Source organism: Henriciella sp. AS95, assembly GCF_038900055.1.
Classification (GTDB): domain Bacteria; phylum Pseudomonadota; class Alphaproteobacteria; order Caulobacterales; family Hyphomonadaceae; genus Henriciella.
In genome coordinates this window covers 832,920-853,333 of sequence record NZ_JBBMQM010000001.1, presented here as the reverse complement: position 1 = coordinate 853,333, position 20,414 = coordinate 832,920, and the positions used below count along the sequence as shown (strand labels likewise).

The following is a 20,414-nucleotide window of genomic DNA, read 5'->3' as shown; positions in this document are numbered from 1 at the left end:
AAAGGATTAAAGTCGATGACTGCTTACACTCTCTTTGGCGCCGAGGTCAGCTACTACACGGGCAAGGCCCGCGCCTATCTCAGATGGCGCGGCGTTCCGTTTACCGAACAGGTTGCGACGCAGGAGGTTTATCGCGACATCATCCTGCCGAATGTTGGCTGGCCGGTAATCCCTGTCCTGGCGACACCAGACGGCGAGATCATTCAGGATACGGGCGACATCATTGGATATGTTGAAGCAAAGGAAAGCCGTGAGCCTTCTGTCTGGCCACAAACGCCTTTGCTGCGCTTCGTCAGCGAGTTGCTGCACCTCTATGGCGATGAGTGGCTCGTCATCCCCGCAATGCATTACCGCTGGTCGTACAATGAAGATTGGGCCTATGGCGAATTCGGTGCCCTGTCCGCGCCGCATCTGAGCCCTGAAGAGCAATACGAGCTCGGCAAGAAGAATGGCGCGCGTTTCAAGGGGGCGCTGCCGGTGCTTGGTGTCAACGATGCGACGATCCCGGGCATCGAAAAAAGCTACGAAGCCTTCCTCAATGACTTTTCAGATCATCTCGGCACGCATCCTTTCATCCTTGGACACCGCACAACACTCGCAGATTTTGCCTTCTTCGGTCCGCTCTATGCTCATCTCTACCGGGACCCGACATCAGGTGAGCTGATGAAGCGGATCGCGCCGCGCGTCGCAGACTGGGTCGAGCGTGTGGAAAATGGCGAACGCGGCGACGAAACAGAGCCGCATGCTGATACCGCGCACGCGACGCTCTTGCCGATCCTCACCCGCCAGATGCAGGAGCAATTGCCAGCGCTGCTGGCGACGGCGGAGTTCTACAAGGAGTGGGCCGCAAACGCCGAGGCTGGCCAGCGCGTTCCAAGGGTGCTCGGTGACATGATGATCGAGATTGAAGGATGCCGCGGGCCGGCGAAAGCCCGCAGCTTCCCGCTCTGGCGCCTTCAGGGTGCGCTCGATGTCTACCACGCCATGGATGAGGAGACCCGCACTCGCGCCGACGCCCTCCTGCAAACCATCGGCGGTCTCGACCTTATCGGCATGGACTATCCCCGCCTCAAACGGGAGAATTGTCAGCTCGTTCTGGCCTAGTCAGGCTCAAACGAGAAAGCAGCAACCTTGTTGCCGTCCGGGTCCAGAAGGTAAGCGCCATACGCATTGTTGGGCGCATTCTCCCGGCGTCCGGGCGGCCCATCGCAGCGGCCTCCACTCGCAAGTCCGCCGGCGTGAAAGGCATCAACCTGCGCCTTGGTCTCAGCAAAAAAGCTGATCGTACCGCCATTGGCCGACGTTGCCGGATGACCATTGAGGGGCGGTCCAACGACAAAGGCATTGCCATCGCGGCGATAAAACCTTCGCGGGCCGCGTTGCTCTGGCTCGATTCCGAGACCGCCGAGAGCTGCGTCATAGAATGAGGCAGCTCCCGCGGTATTATTCGTACCGACCACGATATGCGTGAACAGTGGCATCTATTCGCTTAGCCCCGGCACATGGCGCAGATCTTGTTGCCATCCGGGTCGCGCAGATAGGCCAGATACAGTTTCATGCCGCCGCCCTCGCGCCAGCCCGGCGGGTCTTCAATCGCCTTGCCGCCGGCTTCGAGACCAGCCTTATGCCAGGCGTCGGCCTGTTCCGGGTTCTCAGCCGCAAAGCCGATCGTACCGCCATTGGCAAACGTCGCCGCCTTGCCGTCGATTGGCTTGGTGACCAGAAACGTGCCGCCATTGTGCAAATAGATCAGCCGCCCCTTGGGGTCGGTGATCGCCTCGCGGCCACCCAGCGCCTTGAACAGCGCATCATAGAATGTCTTCGAGCGGTCAATGTCATCCGACCCGACCATTACGTGACTGAACATATCCTATCCTCCGATTATGATTGTCGGCAAACTGCACTCAGCATGATCTACCGACCAGTAGAAAATTGATTTCGTTGCGGATTTTTGAACGAGAAGCGCACGCGACTAATAAACCACCACGCTGCGAATGCTCTCGCCAGCATGCATCAGGTCGAAAGCATCATTGATCTGGTCGAGTTTCATGACGTGGGTGATCATCGGGTCGATCTGGATCTTGCCGTTCATGTACCACTCAACGATCTTCGGCACATCGGTGCGCCCCTTGGCGCCGCCAAAAGCCGTGCCGCGCCAGTTGCGGCCCGTCACCAGCTGGAATGGCCGGGTCGAGATTTCCTTGCCGGCCTCCGCCACGCCGATAATCACCGACGTGCCCCAGCCGCGATGGCAGCACTCCAGCGCCTGACGCATCACATCGGTATTGCCCGTACAGTCGAAGGAATAGTCCGCGCCGCCGTCGGTCAGCTCCACCAGGTGGGCCACCACTTCCTCGGTGTTCTTCGGATTGACGAAATGCGTCATGCCGAATTTCTCGCCCCATTCCTTCTTGGAGTCGTTGATGTCGACGCCAATGATCTTGTCGGCGCCTGCCATCTTCGCGCCTTGCAGCACGTTGAGGCCGATGCCGCCAAGGCCGAACACGACGACATTGTCGCCCACCTGAACCTTCGCCGTGTTCACCACAGCGCCAACACCGGTCGTCACGCCGCAGCCGACATAGCAGGCCTTATCGAACGGCGCGTCGTCGCGGATCTTCGCGACCGCAATCTCGGGCAGGACGGTGAAGTTCGAGAAGGTCGAGCAGCCCATGTAGTGATAGATCGGCTTGCCCTTATAGGAGAAGCGGCTCGTCCCGTCCGGCATCACACCCTTGCCCTGCGTCGCACGGATCGCGGTGCAGAGATTGGTCTTGCCGGAGAGACAGCTTTTGCACTGGCGGCATTCGGGCGTGTAGAGCGGGATGACATGGTCGCCCGGCTTCACGCTTGTCACGCCCTTGCCGACCTCGCGCACAATGCCGGCGCCCTCATGGCCGAGAATGCTCGGAAAGATGCCTTCTGAGTCCAGCCCGTCCAGCGTGTAGGCGTCGGTATGGCAAATGCCCGTCGCCATGATCTCGACCAGCACCTCGCCCTCTTTCGGCCCTTCCAGGTCTACCTCCACAATCTCAAGCGGTTTCTTGGCTTCAAAGGCGACGGCAGCTCGGGTTTTCATGGGTTTGTCCTGTAGTTGACTGCAATTTCGCGCACCATGCTGCGTTCGTCCTTTATGGGCAAGAGGCGCAACGCCTACGCCTGATTCCGGAGCTGCATGACTCTTTTGTAAGGCGCTTCATCGTCTCGAAACGGAACAGGTGCGCGGCTTGGCCGTTTCTATGACACCAATCCAGAAGGAGACACTGACATGAAGAATCTCATGATTACTGCCGCCGCGTCTGCCCTTATCTTCGGTGCAGCCGCGTGTTCGCAAAGCGAAAGCACGGAATATGGCGAAACGTCATATGACGAAACACAGACTGCAGAAATGACGGATGAAACCACCATGGACGACGAAGTCCTGATGGCGGAAACCGATACAGACATGAATGCCGACACCATGGACGCAGACATGGTCTATCTTACTTCGGCCGAACTGAGCGCCGGAGAGCTGATCGGCGCTGAAGTCATCGGATCAGATGGCGAAAAAGTCGCTGTTGTTGATGACTTTCTCCTGGCCGCTGATGGCAACGTAAAGTCGGTCATCTTCAAAGCAGGTGAACTTAACGACTTCATCGGTGATAAGGGCGCAATCTCTTATGACAGGCTTGACCTGACGATGGACGCCGACAACGAGCCACGCTTTACAGTCGCAATGACGGATGAAGCGATGGAAGAAATCACGGAATTCGAACAGAACGGCCTGAACGACTACCGTCTGGCTTCTGAAATCATCGGCACGAGCGCTGACTTCATCAATTCAGACGAGTCGATCCGTATTAACGACATCATCCTCACAGATGCCGGCAAGGCGAGCTATGCCATTGTTGGTGACCTGATGGGCGACGAACGTCAGATCGCATATAACAAGATCAATATCGAGCAGGGCGATGGTGGCTCTATCATCATCGACGCATCATATGATGACCTCGAAACGATGCCGATCTTCAAATACGAGCACGACGTCGAAGCTGATACCAGCAACGACCTCTACGATAACGATAATGAGCTTAATGCTGACCTTGGCGTCGACTCAGAAGACGAAGAAATGGACACCGAACAATAATTCGGCCTGAGACCATTTTGTAGAAATGACGCCTTGGCGTCTCGCCGGCCTCGCCCATCAGGGTGGGGCCGGTCTTTTTTGTACGGCTGAGCCCAGAAACATTCACCCATAAAAAATAAGCCCCGGCGAAGCAGCTCGCCGGGGCTAAATTCTTTGTTGCCGATGGCTGACGAGAACTAGCTGCGTCTGCTCGACTCCAGCTTGTCCGTCATACTCGAGATCTTGTTGATCAGAGCATCGGCCGAACCATTTGTACGATCCAGAAGCGCCAGGAATTGCGCCTGTTGTTCGATCGCAAGCCAGATCAGGTTGCCGTCAATATCAAGAGCAACGTCCACCACCTGGTATTTTCCGCCGCGGTTCAGGACACGCCAGCGCACATCCATGGTCTTGCCGTCTGCGCGCGCGATGCTGGTATCAACGATCGAATCATTCGCGGTGCGGTCCGTAGATCCTTCGATCACGACCTTGTTGCCGCGATAGGCATCCAGCTCGTTCTCGTACACGGCCAGCGCGTATGTGCGGAATGCGTCCTGATAACTCTTCAACTCCTCCGGCGTGAACCGGCGAGCATATTTGCCAATCACAAATTTCGACACGGCGTCAAAATCTGCAAACTGCTCCATGTAACCGCTGAAAAGTTCGGTACGCTCAACCTGGCTCAAGTCCGGATTGTTCAGCGAGTTCAGCACTTCATTCGCGTTCTGCTTCACGAAGCTCTCGGTCTTCGCGTCAGCGAGGGCGGGTGCGGCAACCGCCAGAAGGGCGGCTGTGGAAATCAGTATTTTACGGAGTTTCATTGATCCTGTTCCTGCTCGGTATTCTGCCCTGAATCCTCTTCATCAAACGAACCAAAAGCATCAAAATCAGGCAAATCTTTGTAGGGATCCTCCTCAATTTCGCCATTTCGGATCGCGGCGCGGCGCTGCTGCGTATAGTTACGGCGCAGCGCGATATACGGTTCTGGTTGCTCGCGCAGGGTCTCGATCGTTTCGATCAGACGTTCGCGTGCGGAGATTGCGCCAAGTACCGTGCGGCCGATCGCAATATCATCGTCAAGATCGGGGTCACCTTCAAACTCTGTCCAGGTCAATGGATCAAAAGCCCTGTCCGCGCCCATACCAACCGTGTCACGCAAATTGCTCGGCCCGAGGAAGGGCAGCATCAGATATGGCCCCTCATCAACACCCCAGACGCCCAGCGTCTGCCCAAAATCTTCCTCGTGGCGCGGCACGCCCAGGCTGCTGGCCACGTCGAAGATGCCTGCGATACCAATCGTCGAGTTGATCAGAAACCGGCCAAATGTTTCGCCCGAAGCGTCGATATTGCCTTGCAGCGCGGTATTCGTGAACACGACCGGTTGGCGGAGATTGGTCAGAAAATTATGGACGCCGTCGCGGAAAATGCCGGGCGTGACGTACCGATAGGCGCGCGCCACGGGCTCGATAGCCGCCTTGTCCACAGCTTCGTTGAATGAATAGACATTGCGGTTCCAGCCTTCCAGCGGATCGTAAACGCCTGAAGTGGATTCCGTGCGCTCTCCAGATGTGGCGCATGCCGTCAATGATAGCGCCGCAAGCGCGGCGGTTGCTGCAAACTTCATTTTTTGTTCCGTTTCTAGATGCCCGATATGTGTAAGCCAAAGAACGCTTTCAACTTACTTTCGCGTGAATAGAACTCATTCCAAATATGAGTGGATTCAAAGCAACACCTGCGACTCGGACGTCTTGCACGCCATATAAATAAATGTTTATATGATTATATGAAGACCAATCCTGGCATAATTGTAGACGCGCTGAGAGCTGCTGGCGAACCGACCCGGTTGCGCATTCTTGCGCTGTTGCGACATGGTGAACTCGCCGTGGGAGAACTTGTCGCCGTTCTCGGGCAGAGCCAGCCTAGGCTTTCACATCACCTGAAGACTTTGACGGCAGCCGGCCTTACGGAACGCTTGCCGGAAGGCGCCTGGGTCTTCTATCGCCTTCCTGCCAAAGGCTGGCCGAACACGTTGCTAGAAGGCCTGTTTGACCAGATTGACCTCTCCCAATGTGACTTTCCGGCAGATAGCGCTCGGCTGGACTCTGTTCGCGAGGCGCGTCGTTCAGCAGCAGATGATTTCTTCAGCTCTATTGCTCAGGACTGGGACAGGCTGAGATCGATGCACTATCCGGAAGACCTGATCGAAGCCGCAATCCTCAAAATCGCCGGACCGGGACCTTTCCAGCGGGTCGTCGATCTAGGCACCGGAACGGGCCGGATGCTTGCGCTGTTCGGCGACCGCGCGAAAGACGTTGAAGGGCTGGATCTGTCTCATCAGATGTTGCAACTGGCCCGAGCCAAGCTTGCCGAATCCGGCATTGGCCACGCCCGCCTGCGTCAAGGCGATGCCACCGCAACCCCATTTGAATCGTCCAGTGCCGATGTGGTGATCGTGCACCAGGTCCTTCACTATCTTGAAGATGCCGACCGCGTCCTGGCTGAAGCCAGCCGCATTCTCGTGCCCGGCGGACAGCTCATCATCGTCGATTTCGCCCAGCACGACCACGAATTTATGCGCGAGGATTTCGGCCATCGCCGCCTCGGCATTCGCGATGACAACATGAAAAGCTGGGCCGACCGCGCCGGACTTATTTTGGACAGCCCGGTTCGATTTGAGCCACCAAAGCAACTTGAAAAAGGCATCGCGGTCCAGATATGGCCCGCCACCAAGCCATCAGACCATAAGGAGGTCGCCGCATGAGCGATCTATCCATTGCAACCCGTCAGGCGAGCAGACGCCCGCACGTCTCGTTCGAATTCTTCCCACCAAAGAATGAGTCGATGGATGAACGTTTGTGGGAATGCGTCCGCCGGCTTGAGCCGATGCAGCCAGAGTTCGTTTCGGTGACCTATGGCGCTGGCGGGTCCACCCGTGAGCGGACGCAGGACACGGTCGCACGGATCGCGCAGCAAACCTCGCTCACGCCGGCCGCCCACCTGACATGCGTCAGCGCGACGCGCGAGGAAGTGCTGCAAAACGCTGAGGACTATTGGGAAGCGGGGGTCCGGCATATCGTGGCGCTGCGCGGCGATTCACCCGACGGGATGGGCCAGCCCTGGCGCCAGACAGAGGGCGGGTTCAAGAATGTGATTGAACTTGTCGAGAAACTGCGCGCCCACCGGCCCGATCTCGGCAAGGTGTTTGAGGTGTCGGTCGCCTGCTATCCGGAACCTCATCCAGACAGCCGGGGTTGGGATTTTGACCTCGCGCATTTGAAAGCCAAGCAGGACGCTGGCGCTGACCGGGCCATCACGCAATTCTTCTTCGAGCCGCAGATTTACTTCGAATTCCTGGACCGCGCCCGATCAGCGGGCATCACCATGCCGATCGTGCCGGGCATTATGCTCCAGCCGAATTTCAAAGGCCTGAAGAAGATTGCAGGACTTTGCCAGGCAACGCTGCCCGACTGGCTGCATCAGCTTTACGAAGGGCTGGATGATGACCCGACAACGCGAGACCTCATCACCGCCAATGTCGCTGCCGAACTGTGTCACAAACTCGCCGATGGCGGCGTCACGCAGTTTCATTTCTATACGCTGAACCGGGCAACCCTGGCACTGTCGACATGCCACCTGCTCGGCCTCAAGCCGGCAAAGGCAGAGGCGGCGTAAAAGAATGGGCGATCAAAAACTCTTTCGACTGGCCAGTGGCTCCGTAAGCGAACTTGTGGGCAGTGCAGCGACGTTAGAAAAGGCTCTCCAAACGGTTATGGAGAAACACCTGGATCAGTTTCTCGGGGTCACTTTCCTCGCCTCGGAATATGTGACCTCCCATGGTGGACGGATGGACACTCTAGGCATCGACGAAAATCGGTGTCCGGTCATTATTGAATATAAGCGAGATCGCAACGAGAACGTTATCAACCAAGGGCTTTTCTACTTAGACTGGCTAATGGACCATCGAGGTGACTTTGAGTTGTTGGTTCTGAAGACGCTAGGTCCAGATGCGGCGGCGAAGATCGAATGGTCGGCCCCTCGGCTGATATGCATTGCTGGTGATTTCACCAAGTACGACGCCCACGCCGTCAACCAGATGAGCCGCAATATCGAGCTTATTCGCTACCGGAAATTTGGCGAAGAACTGCTATTCTTGGATCAACTCACATCTGTTTCAAGTTCGTCAATTGGCACAGGCACAACACCGTCGACCCCTATCAAATACAAGACTGCGACTGAATACCTCGCGGACGCGCCCGACGACCTACAAAATTTGTACGCCGATCTCCGCATCTTCTTGCTGAGCATCGGAGACGACGTTCAAGAAAAAACGCTTCAGTTCTACATTGCTTTTAGGAGACTGAAGAACTTTGCCTGCGTTGAAGTGAAGCCCTCGCTCGGTGTAGTTCGCGCTTATCTGAAGGTTGATCCACGAGAGGTAGAACTGGCTGACGGATTTGTCCGAGACGTCCGAAACGTAGGGCATTTTGGGACCGGAGATCTAGAAATTACGATCTCAAGTCACGAGGATCTCGAACGAGCCAAGCCGTATATTTTGCAAAGCTACGAAGCCTCATGAGCGACCAGCCCATTCACATCACCCTTGTTACGCTTGGCGTCGACGACGTCCAGGCGTCGGCCGCTTTCTACGAAAAGCTCGGCCTGAAGCGATCCTCCGCGTCTCAGGAGGAGGTCGCCTTCTTCGACATGGGCGGGCTCGCCTTGGGACTGTTCGGACGCGAAAGCCTCGCCCTTGATGCAGGCGTGCCTGCAGGCGGGACTGGATTCAATAGCTTTTCGCTCGCCTGGAACCAGCCCGATGAAGCGTCGGTCGACGCGTCGCTTGATCGTGCGGTCAAAGCCGGAGGAAAGCTGGTGAAGGCCGCCGAAAAAGTTTTTTGGGGCGGCTATTCCGGCTATTTTGCAGACCTTGATGGCCACCTCTGGGAAGTCGCTCACAACCCATTCGCACCGCTGCGCGAAAACAGAAGCATGGAACTTCCCGAATGACCGACCGCCAGAAACGCATCGATACCCTAAAGTCCATTGCTAAAGAGCGCATCCTCGTCTTCGACGGCTCCTGGGGCGTGATGTTCCAGCGCAAAGGTCTCAGCGAAACGGACTTTCAGTCGGACAAATACACCCTGCCCGGCGAGCAGAAGGGCAATAATGACATTCTCTGCCTGACGCGCCCCGACATCGTGCGCGAGCTTCATGACGCCTATTACGAGGCCGGCGCAGACATTTCCGAAACCAACACTTTCTCGGCCACGACCATCGCGCAGGCCGACTATGATCTGGACGCCGAAACCGTGCGCCAGCTCAACCTGGAAGGCGCTCGCATCGGACGCGAGGCTGCTGATGCCTGGACAGCGAAGACGCCAGACAAGCCGCGCTTTCTCGCCGGCTCCATCGGCCCGCTCAACAAGATGCTGTCCATGTCTTCGGACGTGAATGACCCCGGCGCCCGCGAAGTGACCTTCGATCAGGTCTACCAGGCTTATCGCGAGCAGATTCAGGCCCTGAATGAAGGCGGCGTGGACCTCTATCTCATCGAGACGATTACCGACACGCTCAATTGCAAGGCCTGTATCAAGGCAATCATGGATCTTGAAGCGGAGGGCATGGAAAAGCTGCCGATCTGGATTTCCGGCACGATCACGGACCGCTCGGGCCGCACGCTGTCGGGCCAGACGGTCGAGGCGTTCTGGAACTCGGTGCGCCACGCCAAGCCATTTGCCATCGGCCTCAACTGCGCGCTCGGGGCCGATCTGATGCGTCCGCACATCGCCGAGCTCTCTCGCATCGCCAACACGCTTGTCGCCGCTTATCCCAATGCTGGCCTGCCCAATGAAATGGGCGAGTATGACGAGACCGCCGAAGAAACATCCGGCGCGGTCAATGCCTGGGCCAGAGACGGTATCGTCAACATCCTTGGCGGCTGCTGCGGCACCGGCCCGGAGCATATCGCAGCCATTGCAAAGTCCGTTGAAGGCCTGCAGCCACGCCAACCGGCCACACGCCGGCTCGCCATGCGGCTTTCGGGTCTGGAACCCTTCGAAGCGGCATGACCTTCGCCGATCTCGCGCCATTTCTGATCGCGAGCATCGCAATCGAGCTCACACCTGGACCCAACATGTTCTACATCGCCCTCCTCAGTGCACAGAATGGACGTCTCGCCGGGCTGGCCGCCAGTGCTGGAGTTGCGCTCGGCCTGTTGATCATCGGCCTGCTCGCTGCATTCGGCTTTTCCGCCATCATTGCGGAACACAGGCTGGCCTACGAAACGCTGCGCTGGGCTGGCGTTGCCTACCTCCTATGGCTGGCCTGGGACACCTGGCGCGACACTGCGCTTGAGGCTGCGCCCGCGCGCAGCGGCCCGATCATGAGCGAAAGTTTTACGCGCGGCCTCATCACAAACCTGCTCAATCCGAAGGCTTTCCTGTTTTACATCACCGTCCTCCCCTCCTTCATCCCGGACAAGGATAGCGGCCCCGCTGACGCAATCGTCCTTACGCTCAGCTACGTCGCTGTTGCGACTGTTGTTCATCTCGCAATTGTGGGCGGCGCTAGCTCGGTTACGGGTTATCTCGACAATTCGGAGAGACGCAGACGCACAGGCCAGCTCTTTGCTATCATGCTCGTCGGCGTCGCCGTATGGGTCGCCATCAAAACTGCGGTCTGAGGGGAACGACATGGGCAAGACGTATGACAAACTGAACGACAGGCTGATCGACTTCATCAGTGCGCAGAAGATGTTCTTCGTCGCCACTGCACCGCTTGCAGATGATGGCCACGTCAATGTCAGCCCGAAGGGCTATGACAGTTTCGTCGTCATCGATGAGGAGACGGTCGCCTGGCTCGACCTTGGCGGCTCTGGTATCGAGACGATGGCGCATCTGAAGGAAAATGGCCGGATCACCATCATGTTCTGCGCTTTCGAGGGCGCGGCCAATATCGTCCGCCTCTATGGCAAGGGCGAAGCGGTCCAGTTCGACGATCCGCGCTTTCCAGACCTGCTCAAGCTCTTCCCGGCCTTCGACAAGGCCCGCGCCATCGTGACCGTGAAGCTCGACCGCATCTCTGACAGCTGCGGCTGGGGTGTGCCCTTCTACGACTTCAAGGGCGAGCGAGAGCAACTCAGGCGTTATGCCGACAACCCACGCACCGATGGACGGACATGGGAACAACGCTGGCGCGAAGGCAATGCAACCAGCATAGACGGCCTGCCCGGTATCAAATCGGAGACATCATCATGAGTTCAGCCCTTAAATTCGGCCTCGGCGTTATTGCCGCAATCGTCGCCTACGCCCTTGTCCGCATGCTCGCATCGGCATTTGGCCTCGGTGCCCTTCCCGCCAGCATTTGTGCAGGCATCGGCGCAGCGATGACTTTCTTTCTCGTCGGACTGCCACTTGGCTATGTCCGCTTCAAAACTCCCGGAGATCCGGACTAAATGTCTGACACCGCACAAGTATCCACTGCCACATTCATCAATATCGGTGAGCGGACCAACGTTACCGGCTCGGCAAAATTCCGTAACCTCATCAAGGCCGGAGATTATCCGGCCGCCGTCGAGGTCGCGCGCCAACAGGTCGAGAATGGCGCGCAGATCATCGATGTGAACATGGACGAAGGCATGCTCGACGGTGCCGAGGCCATGACCACCTTCCTGAACCTGATTGCCGCCGAACCGGATATCGCCCGCGTGCCTGTCATGGTCGACAGCTCCAAATGGGATGTCATCGAGGCGGGCCTCAAATGCGTGCAGGGCAAGGCGGTGGTCAATTCCATCTCACTGAAAGAAGGCGAAGAGGCCTTCCTCGCGCAGGCCCGTAAGGTCATGTCCTATGGCGCGGCAACCGTCGTCATGGCGTTTGACGAAGTCGGCCAGGCCGACACCGCCGAGCGCAAATACGAAATTTGTGAGCGCGCCTACAAGCTGCTCACCGAAAAGGTCGGTTTCCCAGCGGAAGATATCATCTTCGACCCGAACATTTTCGCCGTCGCCACCGGCATTGACGAGCACAATAATTACGCCGTCGACTTCATCGAGGCGACGAAACGCATCCGCTCAAACCTGCCGGGCTGCCATGTCTCCGGCGGGCTTTCCAATGTCTCGTTCAGCTTCCGGGGCAATGAGCCTGTCCGCCGCGCCATGCACTCGGTCTTCCTCTACCACGCCATTCCAGCCGGCCTCGACATGGCGATCGTCAATGCCGGTCAGCTCGACATCTATGACGATATCGACCCAGGCCTGCGGGAGGCTGTCGAGGATGTGATCCTGAACCGCCGCGATGACGCCACTGAACGGCTGGTCGACATCGCCGAGGGCTACCGTGGCCAGAAGGGAAAGGTGCAGGAAAAGGATACCAGATGGCGCGAACTGCCTGTCGGCAAGCGGCTGGAACACGCCCTCGTCCACGGCATCACCGAATTCATCACCGAAGACACCGAGGAAGCCCGCCAATCCGTCGAACGCCCGCTGCATGTCATCGAAGGCCCGCTGATGGACGGCATGAATGTCGTCGGCGACCTCTTCGGCGCCGGCAAGATGTTCCTCCCCCAGGTCGTTAAATCGGCGCGCGTGATGAAGGCAGCCGTCGCCCACCTCACCCCCTTCATGGAGAAGGAAAAGGAAGAGCTCGGCACGGTCGACGAGTCGAACGGCAAGGTCGTCCTCGCCACGGTGAAGGGCGATGTCCACGATATCGGCAAGAACATTGTCGGCGTCGTGCTCGGCTGTAATGGCTATGACATTGTCGACCTTGGCGTCATGGTTCCCGCCGAGACCATTCTCGAGACCGCAATCAAGGAAAAAGCCGACATGATCGGCCTGTCCGGCCTCATTACGCCGTCGCTCGACGAGATGGTGTTCGTCGCCGCAGAGATGCAGCGCCAGGGCATCAACATGCCCCTCCTCATCGGCGGCGCGACGACGTCTCCGGCCCATACGGCGGTGAAGATCGAGCCAGCCATGAAGACCGCGCCCGTCATCCATGTCAGCGATGCGAGTCGGGCCGTCGGCGTTGTTTCGGCCCTGATGAATACCGACGACCGAGCCGCGCTCTGGGGCGCGACCAAGGCACGCTATGACCGGATCCGTGAGAGCCGCGCGGGCGGCCCGCCAACCCCGCGCCTGCCGATCGCCGAAGCGCGCGCCAAAGGCTTTACAGCCACAGAGGCCTCCGCCCCACCCCCGACCTTCACCGGCAAACGCGCCTTTACTGATTTCGATCTCGCAGACCTCGCCCGCTACATCGACTGGACCCCCTATTTTGCAAGCTGGGACCTTGCCGGGCGCTATCCGCAAATCCTTGAAGACAAGGTGATCGGCGAGGCCGCATCAGACCTTTGGCGCGACACACAGGCCATGATGCAGCGCCTCGTCGGCGAAGCCTGGCTGAGCCCCAAGGCCGTGGTCGGCTTCTGGGAAGCGCACCGCGACGGCGACGACATCAAACTCGAAACCGGCGAGACGCTGCACACGCTGCGCCAGCAGATGGTGAAGACCAATCAGCGGCCAAACCTTGCCCTCGCCGACTTGCTGGCTGAGTCCGGCGATCATATCGGCGCATTCTGCGTCACCTCCGGCCCCGAAGCCGACGCCATCGCCAAGGACTTCCAGTCCAAGGGCGACGATTATTCTGCCATCATGGTCCAGGCGCTCGCTGACCGGTTCGCCGAAGCCATGGCCGAATACATGCACGAGAAAGTCCGCAAGGAGCTTTGGGGCTATGATCCAGACGAGGCCTTCGACAATGATGATCTCGTCAAGGAAAAGTATCGCGGCATCCGCCCGGCCCCCGGCTATCCGGCCCAGCCCGACCACACAGAGAAAGAGCTGATCTTCAAGCTGCTCGACGCGGAAAAGGAAATCGGCGTGTCGCTGACAACCAGCTTCGCGATGAGCCCGGCGCCATCGGTCTCAGGCCTCTACTTTGCCCACCCTGAAAGCGCCTATTTCGCCGTCGGTCGCATCGAGCGCGACCAGGTCGCCGACTATGCCGCCCGCAAGGGCTGGGACCAGCGCACGGCCGAACGCTGGCTCGCCCCGATCCTCAATTACGACCCGTTCGCGGTTGAGGGAGAGGCGGCCTGACCCATGAAGATTGCAGCCTTTACGCTGGTCGTCCCTGACTATGACAAGGCGATCGATTTCTATGTCAGCGTATTAGGTTTCGCGCTACTCGAAGACACGAAGCTCAGCGACACCAAGCGCTGGGTGCGTGTCGCGCCCCCAGGCGCTGAAACAGCCATCCTTCTCGCGGAGCCGAAGAACGACGCCGAACGGGCCACCATCGGCAATCAGACCGGTGGCCGGGTCGGCTTCTTCCTGAACGTCGATGACTTCGAGGGGGCGTACGCATTGTACCTCAAATCTGGCGTCAGATTTCTGGAATCTCCGCGGTCTGAAACCTATGGAAAGGTCGTCGTTTTCCAGGACCCGTTCGGCAACAAGTGGGACCTGATCGAGCCTGCGCGTGACTGAAAAGGCGTCCCCCTACCCCGTTCTCGCCTGCGTCCTGATCGTACTCGGAACGGTGCTCGGCATCGCTGGTATAGACCTTGTGCTGCCTGCGGTTCCCACGCTGCACGAGCATCTGCCCGGCAGCGAGGAAACCGCGCAGCTCGTCATCGCGTCCTACGTTGCCGGTTCTGGGACAGGGCTCATCCTGTTCGGCGTGCTGGGCGAGCGTTTTGGTCGCCGCCGCTGTCTGGTTCTCGCCTTGCTGGCCTATGGCCTCCTGTCTGGGCTGGCGACCCTGTCGCCGGACATGTTGTCCCTGCTGGCCGTGCGGTTTGTTCAGGGCCTCGCCTCGGCCGCGCCAGCCGTGTTTGCGCCGGGGATCATCCGGGCGCTGTTTTCCGAGCAGGGCGCCACGCGCGCCATTGGTGCGCTCTCCAGTATTGAAAGCCTGACCCCGGCAGGCGCGCCAATCGCTGGGCTTTGGCTCGTCCAGCAAGGCGGCTGGAAGCTTCCTTTCTTTGTGACCGCAGCGCTCGCCATTGTTCTTTCCGTCGTCTTCATCGCATGGGGCGGCATTCTTCCACCGTCGAAGGACAGCGCACGCGGCAAGGGGTCCTATTGGCGTCTGATGGCCTCGCCCGTCTTCATGCGCTACGGCCTCAGTCAGGCCCTGGTCGTCGGCGGATTGCTGGTCTTCGTATTTGGCGCCCCGGCGGTTATCGTAAACTCGATGGGCGGCACGATGATGCACTTCATCACCATGCAGGTGGTCGGCATTTCCTGCTTCATCATCGCCTCCAACACGACCGGCAGCCTGGTCAAACGTTTCGGCCCCGAGCCGATGATCAGCTTCGGCACGGGCATGGCAGCGACCGGCGCGGTGCTTGTGTTGCTCTTTGCCCTGTTCGGAAACGGCGATCCGATCTGGCTAGCGCCGATTTTTGTTCTGGTGAATGCCGGCCTGGGCTTTCGCGGCCCGCCCGGCTTCCTGCGCGCCATCATGGCCGGTAAGGGCGATGATGACCGCGCCTCTTCAACCACGATCCTCGGCATATTTGCGGTCGCAGCCGGAGGAACCGCGCTGGTCTCTCCCTTCATCGACCAGGGCCTTCTGCCCCTGGCAATCGCCGGTGCAGGCCTGCAGCTTCTCGCTGTGCTCGCGCTCTTGGTCCTGCCTGAATATTCGAGAGAGGCCGAGCCCGTTCAAACCGTGTCGAAGAAGTCCACGAAGCCCGTGTCGAGGTGATAATACGCGCCGACAACCTTCACTTTTCCAGCCTTTTGCGGCTCAAGCAGCAGCGGGTCTGAATCCTCTCGCAAGCTACGCACGACGCGGCGGACATTCTGCTTCACAGCATTTTCTGTCTCGTCGCCCTCTGCGCCGCGCGCTTCCAGCACTGCCGGAATGATCGGTTCAACCATGCCGCCTATGGATCCCGGGAACCGTGCGTTCGAGTCCACCACCGACATTGCCGCCTTCACGGCACCGCAGCTCTCATGACCCATCACGACGACAAGCGGGACGCCCAGTTCGGCCACCGCATATTCGATTGACCCCATGGCGACCGTATCAACGGTGTTGCCAGCATTGCGAATGATGAAGAGCTCGCCGAGGCCGCGCCCGAAAAGAAGCTCAGGCGGCACGCGGCTGTCGGAGCAGGTGACATAAGCACAAAACGGCGCTTGTCCCTTGGCCAGCTCAAGCTTCCGCTCAGCACTGATGTCGGGATTGCTGATACGGCCCTCCAGAAAAGCCTGATTGCCTTCTTTCAGAAACGCCAGCGCACCGTCCGCATCCAGCGTGGTGCGACCATCTTTGGTGGGCGCTGGCGAAACGGCTGCGACCGTCTGTGCTGATGCCGCGGTCGCGCAGCCGGTCAGGGCAAGTCCTGCAGCCCCGCTTGATGCGAGAAGGCCGCGGCGGGAAAGGGTCTGGGTCATGTCGAGCTCCTTTTAGGGTTTGAAAGATTGGCCGGACGCCTGATCCGTGAGTGAGAGGGAGGAAATTCAGATCTGGCGTCCGGCAACTCGCGCCAGCCATTCAGGGGGCGTTGGCTGCGCGCAATTCACTCAGGCTCAAACCGGCGAGCGGGTGATTTGCCCTGCCGGCCAGCCTGCATCGGTCAGATGAACCCTCGCCATTCTGGTCTGAAGATCCTTCTTCATCTTGCGGAACATTTTCCGGCGGCGAAGGATTTTTCGGGTTCTGGTCACTTTGGTCTCCATTGTTAGTGATAGGAGACAGGTGGGTTGACCAATTGATAGTTCCAATTGAAAGTAATCGTGTTTTCGATAATCAAAAACTATCATGAGACCGACCCTCAGACAGCTTCAATATATCGTTGCGATCGCCGATAGCGGCCGCTTTCATGAGGCGGCCCGCCGGCTTCATGTTAGCCAGCCAAGCCTCTCGACTCAGCTTGCCGAGGCTGAGGCGACACTCGGTGTCACAATATTCGAGCGGGGCCGAAAAGGCGCGACAGTAACGCCAATCGGCGAGGACATCGTTCGCATGGCGCGCCGGATTCTGAACGATGTTGAAGAGCTGAAGACGCTGGCCCTCGGCGCGCACAACACGATGGCTGGCCGTATAAGACTGGGCGTCCTGCCGTCCATCGGGCCTTATCTCCTACCTGCTGTCACGCGACGTCTGCATGAGCGATTTCCCGAACTCCGTCTCAAAGTCAGCGAATGCGATACGCTTGAACTCGATCAGGGACTTCGCGAAGGCCGGTTCGATGTCATCATCTCGACCGCCGACGCGCATGGCGGGATGAGCAGCGAAATCATGTTCCGCGAAGACTTATGGGTTTGCGGCTCGCCCGAAGATCTTGTTGCCGCGAAATCTGAGTCTGTCAGCCTCGACCAGCTCTCGGCCCGTCCCTTCCTGACGCTAGGGTCCGGCCACCGGCTCAGCCGCCTCATTCAGGACATCGCTAGACGCGCTGGGACGACAATCAGCGCTGAATATGAGGGCTCGAGCCTCGATGCCGCCCGTCAGATGGCGGTCATGGGCGCTGGCTACGCCATCATGCCGAGCCTGTACGCGCTGTCCGAGGCTCGCCGCGATCCGGACTTCATCGTCCGCCGGATCGACGACACGGACTGCCATCGGAACGTTTCGCTGATCTGGAGGCCAACCTCGCCGCTGGAGCCCGAATTCCGCACGCTGGCAGCGCTGATGAAGGATATTGCCGGCGAACTGCTGGGCGGAAAGTAAGCGCTACTCCGCCGCCTCGACCTTATCCTGCGTCTTGGTATCAAAGTCGCTGGCGTCGCGGGACTCGTGTGAGTATCAACCGTCTCTCATCTGCGTTATTCTACTCAGATGCGGGTTATTTTTTCTGCAATTCTACTCTGTCTGGTGGCATCATTCGAAGGCCATAGTCAGTCCGCTGCACTCGAAGATTCGATCGAGCAAAACCCCGCCAGTGTCGTTCGAAGCATGTCTATCCAGAAAAGTGCTGAAGCCGGCGCTGGAGACGAATACATCCAGGGACTGTTCGACCAAGTCGAACGCAAGTTCGGTGTCATCACCACAGAGGGCTCTGATGAACCATGCTTCTTGGGTTGCGAGGGCGGCATTGTTGGCGGCATCGCTTCGTTTGATGGTGAGAATTACCGGGCTTTCGCCGCCCACATTATGTTGGCCCATCTGGCTGTCGATCTTGGACTGGGCCAGCGAGCGATACCGCACATCGAGAAGGCAGAAACGCTATTTTTGCGCGATCTTGATGCGATCAATTCTTCAAGTGGTTTCAGGAGCCAAATGTTTGGATGGCACCAGTCATGGGGGTGCGAGGCGTCGCCCGTAGCACCTTCCCATGCTGCAGCAGATCTTGCCTATGTTGCGCGACGGGCTGGTCTTTCCGACCTTGCAGACCGGACCGAACAAAACTGGAAGCTAAGGCTGAAACAGCGCAGCACCTCCAGCTCCGCCCGCGTATTGAACTACTTGCCAGATTTTCCGTCCTAGCAGGCTCTATGATTCGCCGACCTTATCCTGCGTCTTGGTATCAAAGTCGCTGGCGTCGTGGCGCTCGCGTAGCTGGCTCGCGGGATCACCAAAGGTCCGGTTGACCATGCGCCCGCGTTTGACGGCTTCGCGCTCGGCAAGCTGGTCGGTCCAGCGGATGACGTTCTTGTACTCTTGAACCTGCAGGAATTCGCCGGCTTCATAGATGATGCCCTTGGCCATTGCGCCATACCAAGGCCAGATCGCCATGTCGGCGATGGAGTATTCGTCGCCCGCCATATATTCGCGGTCGGCGAGGTTACGGTCGAGCACGTCCATCTGGCGCTTCACTTCCATGGCAAAGCGATTGATCGGGTACTCGTACTTCTCCGGCGCATAGGCATAAAAGTGCCCAAAGCCGCCGCCGAGATAGGGCGCAGAGCCCATCTGCCACATCAACCAGCTGATCGCTTCGGTGCGCTTGTAGTGATCTTCCGGCAGGAAGGCGCCGAACTTGTCCGCAAGATAGAGGAGGATCGAGCCGCTCTCGAAGACGCGGGTGACGGGATCGGTCGAGTGGTCTGCCATGACCGGAATCTTGGAGTTCGGATTGAGCTCGACATAGCCGGAGCTGAACTGGTCGCCCTCGCCGATATTGATCAGCCAGGCATCATATTCTGCCCCTGAATGCCCCGCCGCCAGAAGCTCTTCCAGCATGATCGTGACTTTGACCCCGTTCGGCGTCCCGAGCGAATAGAGCTGGATGGGATGCTCGCCAACCGGCAGTTTTTTCTCATGGGTCGGCCCCGCGATTGGGCGGTTAATATTGGCGAACCGTCCGCCGCTCTCCTTGTCCCAGGTCCAGACTTTCGGGGGGGTGTATGTCGGGTCGCTCATGACGGGTCCAATTCTTCTGGTTTGTCTTTATCTTGCACCAGGAAGGTAAGGATCGGCGATCCAGCGTTCAATGAACTCAACGTCTTGTGATCGCTCTGATTAGCTTTTCTCAGCATCAAGGACGGCCTGCAGGCCCTCGCGATAAGTCGGATAGGCCGGTCGCCAGCCGGTCGCCGCCTTTAGCTTCGCATTCGGCACGCGCTTGCACTCTGAATAAAAGCTCTTCGCCATGTCGCTGACATCGGCGGACTCCATATCGACGAAGGCCGGCATCGCTGCGCCAAGAAGGTCTGCCGCGAACACCATCACATCCTGAGGCGGAGCCGGCTCATCGTCACAAAGATTGAACGCGCCAGACAGCCCAGGCCTGTCGATGAGCGCCTTCAGCCCGCCGGCGAGATCGTCAACATGGATGCGGGAAAACACCTGGCCCTGCTTGATGATCTGCTCCGCATCACCGCTGCGGACCTTGTCGAGCTGCGATCGCCCCGGCCCGTAAATGCCCGGCAAGCGAACCAGCCGCACATCCGGCCTCGCGCCAAACCACTGGCTTTCTGCAAGAACGCGCCTCTCCCCACGCTTCGATCCGGGGCTGACCGGTAACCATTCAAATGCCCAGCCGCCCTGCAGGTCGCCATACACACCAGTTGTCGAGAGATAGGTGATCGAAGCCGCGCTCTGGGCGAATTCCCCTGCCAGGCCAAAACCGGGACAGCCATCATCCGACGGCGGCGTCGATACAACCCAGTGGGCGCCCCTGGCCGCGAATTCGATCGCACCTTTATCGCCGACGAGCACGCTCTTGAGGCCATCCTCCTCGAGCGCCGCCGCCTTGTCCGCTGACCGCGCCGTGCCATACACCTCCCACTCACCGGCTTCGAGGCAAAGCGCCGCCAGCCGGCTGGCCGAGTAACCAGGCCCGATCAAAAACAGTTTGCGTGACTGATCTGTCATTTGAATATGCCAGAACCTCTCTCTACCGCTAATAT

General features: G+C 58.8%; 24 protein-coding genes. 15 read left to right on the top strand and 9 right to left on the bottom strand.

Annotated features, from left to right (window positions below; all coding sequences use genetic code 11):
• Positions 1-15: 15 nt before the first annotated feature.
• Positions 16-1,104, top strand: a complete 1,089-nt coding sequence (locus WNY37_RS04455) for a glutathione S-transferase (RefSeq protein WP_342972258.1) — start codon at positions 16-18, stop codon at positions 1,102-1,104.
• Here WNY37_RS04455 and WNY37_RS04450 read toward each other — a convergent pair.
• From WNY37_RS04450 to WNY37_RS04440, 3 genes are all read right to left on the bottom strand, one after another.
• Positions 1,101-1,481 (bottom strand): VOC family protein, encoded by a 381-nt coding sequence (locus WNY37_RS04450; RefSeq protein ID WP_342972257.1) that lies wholly within the window; start codon positions 1,479-1,481, stop codon positions 1,101-1,103. The two genes, WNY37_RS04455 and WNY37_RS04450, sit on opposite strands and share 4 nt — an antisense overlap.
• 8 nt (positions 1,482-1,489) lie before the next feature.
• Complete coding sequence (locus tag WNY37_RS04445) at positions 1,490-1,867, bottom strand: VOC family protein (RefSeq protein WP_342972256.1); 378 nt, start codon at positions 1,865-1,867, stop codon at positions 1,490-1,492.
• A 105-nt stretch (positions 1,868-1,972) separates the two neighbouring features.
• Entirely contained in the window at positions 1,973-3,079 is a 1,107-nt protein-coding gene (locus WNY37_RS04440) for an S-(hydroxymethyl)glutathione dehydrogenase/class III alcohol dehydrogenase (RefSeq protein WP_342972255.1), read from the bottom strand.
• Between the two features lie 189 nt (positions 3,080-3,268).
• Between WNY37_RS04440 and WNY37_RS04435 the strand changes: the two genes are divergently transcribed.
• On the top strand, positions 3,269-4,126 hold the full coding sequence (locus WNY37_RS04435) for a PRC-barrel domain-containing protein (protein ID WP_342972254.1): 858 nt from the start codon (positions 3,269-3,271) through the stop codon (positions 4,124-4,126).
• Between the two features lie 176 nt (positions 4,127-4,302).
• Here the strand turns inward: WNY37_RS04435 and WNY37_RS04430 are convergent, their stop codons facing one another.
• Entirely contained in the window at positions 4,303-4,926 is a 624-nt protein-coding gene (locus WNY37_RS04430) for an ABC transporter substrate-binding protein (RefSeq protein ID WP_342972253.1), read from the bottom strand.
• Positions 4,923-5,729 (bottom strand): VacJ family lipoprotein, encoded by an 807-nt coding sequence (locus tag WNY37_RS04425; protein WP_342972252.1) that lies wholly within the window; start codon positions 5,727-5,729, stop codon positions 4,923-4,925. The genes WNY37_RS04430 and WNY37_RS04425 overlap by 4 nt, the downstream gene beginning before the upstream one ends.
• Positions 5,730-5,888: 159 nt before the next feature.
• On the opposite strand from WNY37_RS04425, the gene WNY37_RS04420 reads away from it, so the two are divergent.
• From WNY37_RS04420 to WNY37_RS04370, 11 genes are read left to right on the top strand one after another with little or no spacing between them, the layout of a single operon-like run.
• Positions 5,889-6,866, top strand: coding sequence for a metalloregulator ArsR/SmtB family transcription factor (locus WNY37_RS04420; protein ID WP_342972251.1), 978 nt, complete (start codon positions 5,889-5,891; stop codon positions 6,864-6,866).
• Positions 6,863-7,777 (top strand): methylenetetrahydrofolate reductase [NAD(P)H], encoded by a 915-nt coding sequence (gene metF, locus WNY37_RS04415; protein WP_342972250.1) that lies wholly within the window; start codon positions 6,863-6,865, stop codon positions 7,775-7,777. Before WNY37_RS04420 ends, metF begins: the two co-directional genes overlap by 4 nt.
• Before the next feature lie 4 nt (positions 7,778-7,781).
• Complete coding sequence (locus WNY37_RS04410) at positions 7,782-8,681, top strand: DUF5655 domain-containing protein (RefSeq protein WP_342972249.1); 900 nt, start codon at positions 7,782-7,784, stop codon at positions 8,679-8,681.
• Complete coding sequence (locus tag WNY37_RS04405; RefSeq protein WP_342972248.1) at positions 8,678-9,112, top strand: VOC family protein; 435 nt, start codon at positions 8,678-8,680, stop codon at positions 9,110-9,112. The genes WNY37_RS04410 and WNY37_RS04405 overlap by 4 nt, the downstream gene beginning before the upstream one ends.
• Positions 9,109-10,173 (top strand): homocysteine S-methyltransferase family protein, encoded by a 1,065-nt coding sequence (locus WNY37_RS04400; RefSeq protein ID WP_342972247.1) that lies wholly within the window; start codon positions 9,109-9,111, stop codon positions 10,171-10,173. The genes WNY37_RS04405 and WNY37_RS04400 overlap by 4 nt, the downstream gene beginning before the upstream one ends.
• Complete coding sequence (locus WNY37_RS04395) at positions 10,170-10,787, top strand: LysE family translocator (RefSeq protein ID WP_342972246.1); 618 nt, start codon at positions 10,170-10,172, stop codon at positions 10,785-10,787. The genes WNY37_RS04400 and WNY37_RS04395 overlap by 4 nt, the downstream gene beginning before the upstream one ends.
• Positions 10,788-10,797: 10 nt before the next feature.
• A complete protein-coding gene (locus WNY37_RS04390) occupies positions 10,798-11,361 on the top strand; it encodes a pyridoxamine 5'-phosphate oxidase family protein (protein WP_342972245.1) in 564 nt (187 codons plus the stop codon).
• The gene (locus WNY37_RS04385; protein ID WP_342972244.1) at positions 11,358-11,558 is read left to right on the top strand and encodes a hypothetical protein; all 201 of its coding nucleotides are present in this window, start codon (positions 11,358-11,360) and stop codon (positions 11,556-11,558) included. Before WNY37_RS04390 ends, WNY37_RS04385 begins: the two co-directional genes overlap by 4 nt.
• Positions 11,559-14,204 carry a methionine synthase gene (gene metH, locus WNY37_RS04380; RefSeq protein ID WP_342972243.1) on the top strand — a complete coding sequence of 882 codons (2,646 nt, stop codon included), beginning with the start codon at positions 11,559-11,561 and terminating at the stop codon, positions 14,202-14,204.
• Between the two features lie 3 nt (positions 14,205-14,207).
• The gene (locus WNY37_RS04375; protein ID WP_342972242.1) at positions 14,208-14,594 is read left to right on the top strand and encodes a VOC family protein; all 387 of its coding nucleotides are present in this window, start codon (positions 14,208-14,210) and stop codon (positions 14,592-14,594) included.
• The gene (locus WNY37_RS04370) at positions 14,587-15,819 is read left to right on the top strand and encodes an MFS transporter (protein WP_342972241.1); all 1,233 of its coding nucleotides are present in this window, start codon (positions 14,587-14,589) and stop codon (positions 15,817-15,819) included. Before WNY37_RS04375 ends, WNY37_RS04370 begins: the two co-directional genes overlap by 8 nt.
• Here the strand turns inward: WNY37_RS04370 and WNY37_RS04365 are convergent.
• Both WNY37_RS04365 and WNY37_RS04360 read right to left on the bottom strand, forming a co-directional pair.
• A complete protein-coding gene (locus WNY37_RS04365; protein WP_342972240.1) occupies positions 15,777-16,514 on the bottom strand; it encodes a carbonic anhydrase in 738 nt (245 codons plus the stop codon). The genes WNY37_RS04370 and WNY37_RS04365 overlap by 43 nt on opposite strands.
• A gap of 135 nt (positions 16,515-16,649) precedes the next feature.
• Positions 16,650-16,787: a hypothetical protein gene (locus tag WNY37_RS04360; protein ID WP_342972239.1), complete on the bottom strand. Its 138-nt coding sequence runs from the start codon at positions 16,785-16,787 to the stop codon at positions 16,650-16,652.
• A 94-nt stretch (positions 16,788-16,881) separates the two neighbouring features.
• Between WNY37_RS04360 and WNY37_RS04355 the strand changes: the two genes are divergently transcribed.
• Together WNY37_RS04355 and WNY37_RS04350 are read left to right on the top strand one after the other, a co-directional pair.
• The gene (locus tag WNY37_RS04355) at positions 16,882-17,793 is read left to right on the top strand and encodes a LysR substrate-binding domain-containing protein (protein ID WP_342972238.1); all 912 of its coding nucleotides are present in this window, start codon (positions 16,882-16,884) and stop codon (positions 17,791-17,793) included.
• 108 nt (positions 17,794-17,901) lie between these two features.
• Positions 17,902-18,549 carry a hypothetical protein gene (locus WNY37_RS04350; RefSeq protein ID WP_342972237.1) on the top strand — a complete coding sequence of 216 codons (648 nt, stop codon included), beginning with the start codon at positions 17,902-17,904 and terminating at the stop codon, positions 18,547-18,549.
• A 6-nt stretch (positions 18,550-18,555) separates the two neighbouring features.
• Here WNY37_RS04350 and yghU read toward each other — a convergent pair whose 3' ends face one another.
• The gene (yghU, locus tag WNY37_RS04345; protein ID WP_342972236.1) at positions 18,556-19,425 is read right to left on the bottom strand and encodes a glutathione-dependent disulfide-bond oxidoreductase; all 870 of its coding nucleotides are present in this window, start codon (positions 19,423-19,425) and stop codon (positions 18,556-18,558) included.
• A gap of 99 nt (positions 19,426-19,524) precedes the next feature.
• The gene (locus tag WNY37_RS04340; RefSeq protein WP_342972235.1) at positions 19,525-20,379 is read right to left on the bottom strand and encodes an SDR family NAD(P)-dependent oxidoreductase; all 855 of its coding nucleotides are present in this window, start codon (positions 20,377-20,379) and stop codon (positions 19,525-19,527) included.
• Positions 20,380-20,414 lie beyond the last annotated feature (35 nt).

Coding starts and splice junctions, on each gene's coding strand:
- WNY37_RS04455 (WP_342972258.1), top strand. CDS start 16: ATGACTGCTTACACTCTCTTTGGCGCCGAGGTCAGCTACTACACGGGC.
- WNY37_RS04450 (WP_342972257.1), bottom strand. CDS start 1,481: ATGCCACTGTTCACGCATATCGTGGTCGGTACGAATAATACCGCGGGA.
- WNY37_RS04445 (WP_342972256.1), bottom strand. CDS start 1,867: ATGTTCAGTCACGTAATGGTCGGGTCGGATGACATTGACCGCTCGAAG.
- WNY37_RS04440 (WP_342972255.1), bottom strand. CDS start 3,079: ATGAAAACCCGAGCTGCCGTCGCCTTTGAAGCCAAGAAACCGCTTGAG.
- WNY37_RS04435 (WP_342972254.1), top strand. CDS start 3,269: ATGAAGAATCTCATGATTACTGCCGCCGCGTCTGCCCTTATCTTCGGT.
- WNY37_RS04430 (WP_342972253.1), bottom strand. CDS start 4,926: ATGAAACTCCGTAAAATACTGATTTCCACAGCCGCCCTTCTGGCGGTT.
- WNY37_RS04425 (WP_342972252.1), bottom strand. CDS start 5,729: ATGAAGTTTGCAGCAACCGCCGCGCTTGCGGCGCTATCATTGACGGCA.
- WNY37_RS04420 (WP_342972251.1), top strand. CDS start 5,889: ATGAAGACCAATCCTGGCATAATTGTAGACGCGCTGAGAGCTGCTGGC.
- metF (WP_342972250.1), top strand. CDS start 6,863: ATGAGCGATCTATCCATTGCAACCCGTCAGGCGAGCAGACGCCCGCAC.
- WNY37_RS04410 (WP_342972249.1), top strand. CDS start 7,782: ATGGGCGATCAAAAACTCTTTCGACTGGCCAGTGGCTCCGTAAGCGAA.
- WNY37_RS04405 (WP_342972248.1), top strand. CDS start 8,678: ATGAGCGACCAGCCCATTCACATCACCCTTGTTACGCTTGGCGTCGAC.
- WNY37_RS04400 (WP_342972247.1), top strand. CDS start 9,109: ATGACCGACCGCCAGAAACGCATCGATACCCTAAAGTCCATTGCTAAA.
- WNY37_RS04395 (WP_342972246.1), top strand. CDS start 10,170: ATGACCTTCGCCGATCTCGCGCCATTTCTGATCGCGAGCATCGCAATC.
- WNY37_RS04390 (WP_342972245.1), top strand. CDS start 10,798: ATGGGCAAGACGTATGACAAACTGAACGACAGGCTGATCGACTTCATC.
- WNY37_RS04385 (WP_342972244.1), top strand. CDS start 11,358: ATGAGTTCAGCCCTTAAATTCGGCCTCGGCGTTATTGCCGCAATCGTC.
- metH (WP_342972243.1), top strand. CDS start 11,559: ATGTCTGACACCGCACAAGTATCCACTGCCACATTCATCAATATCGGT.
- WNY37_RS04375 (WP_342972242.1), top strand. CDS start 14,208: ATGAAGATTGCAGCCTTTACGCTGGTCGTCCCTGACTATGACAAGGCG.
- WNY37_RS04365 (WP_342972240.1), bottom strand. CDS start 16,514: ATGACCCAGACCCTTTCCCGCCGCGGCCTTCTCGCATCAAGCGGGGCT.
- WNY37_RS04355 (WP_342972238.1), top strand. CDS start 16,882: ATGAGACCGACCCTCAGACAGCTTCAATATATCGTTGCGATCGCCGAT.
- WNY37_RS04350 (WP_342972237.1), top strand. CDS start 17,902: ATGCGGGTTATTTTTTCTGCAATTCTACTCTGTCTGGTGGCATCATTC.
- yghU (WP_342972236.1), bottom strand. CDS start 19,425: ATGAGCGACCCGACATACACCCCCCCGAAAGTCTGGACCTGGGACAAG.
- WNY37_RS04340 (WP_342972235.1), bottom strand. CDS start 20,379: ATGACAGATCAGTCACGCAAACTGTTTTTGATCGGGCCTGGTTACTCG.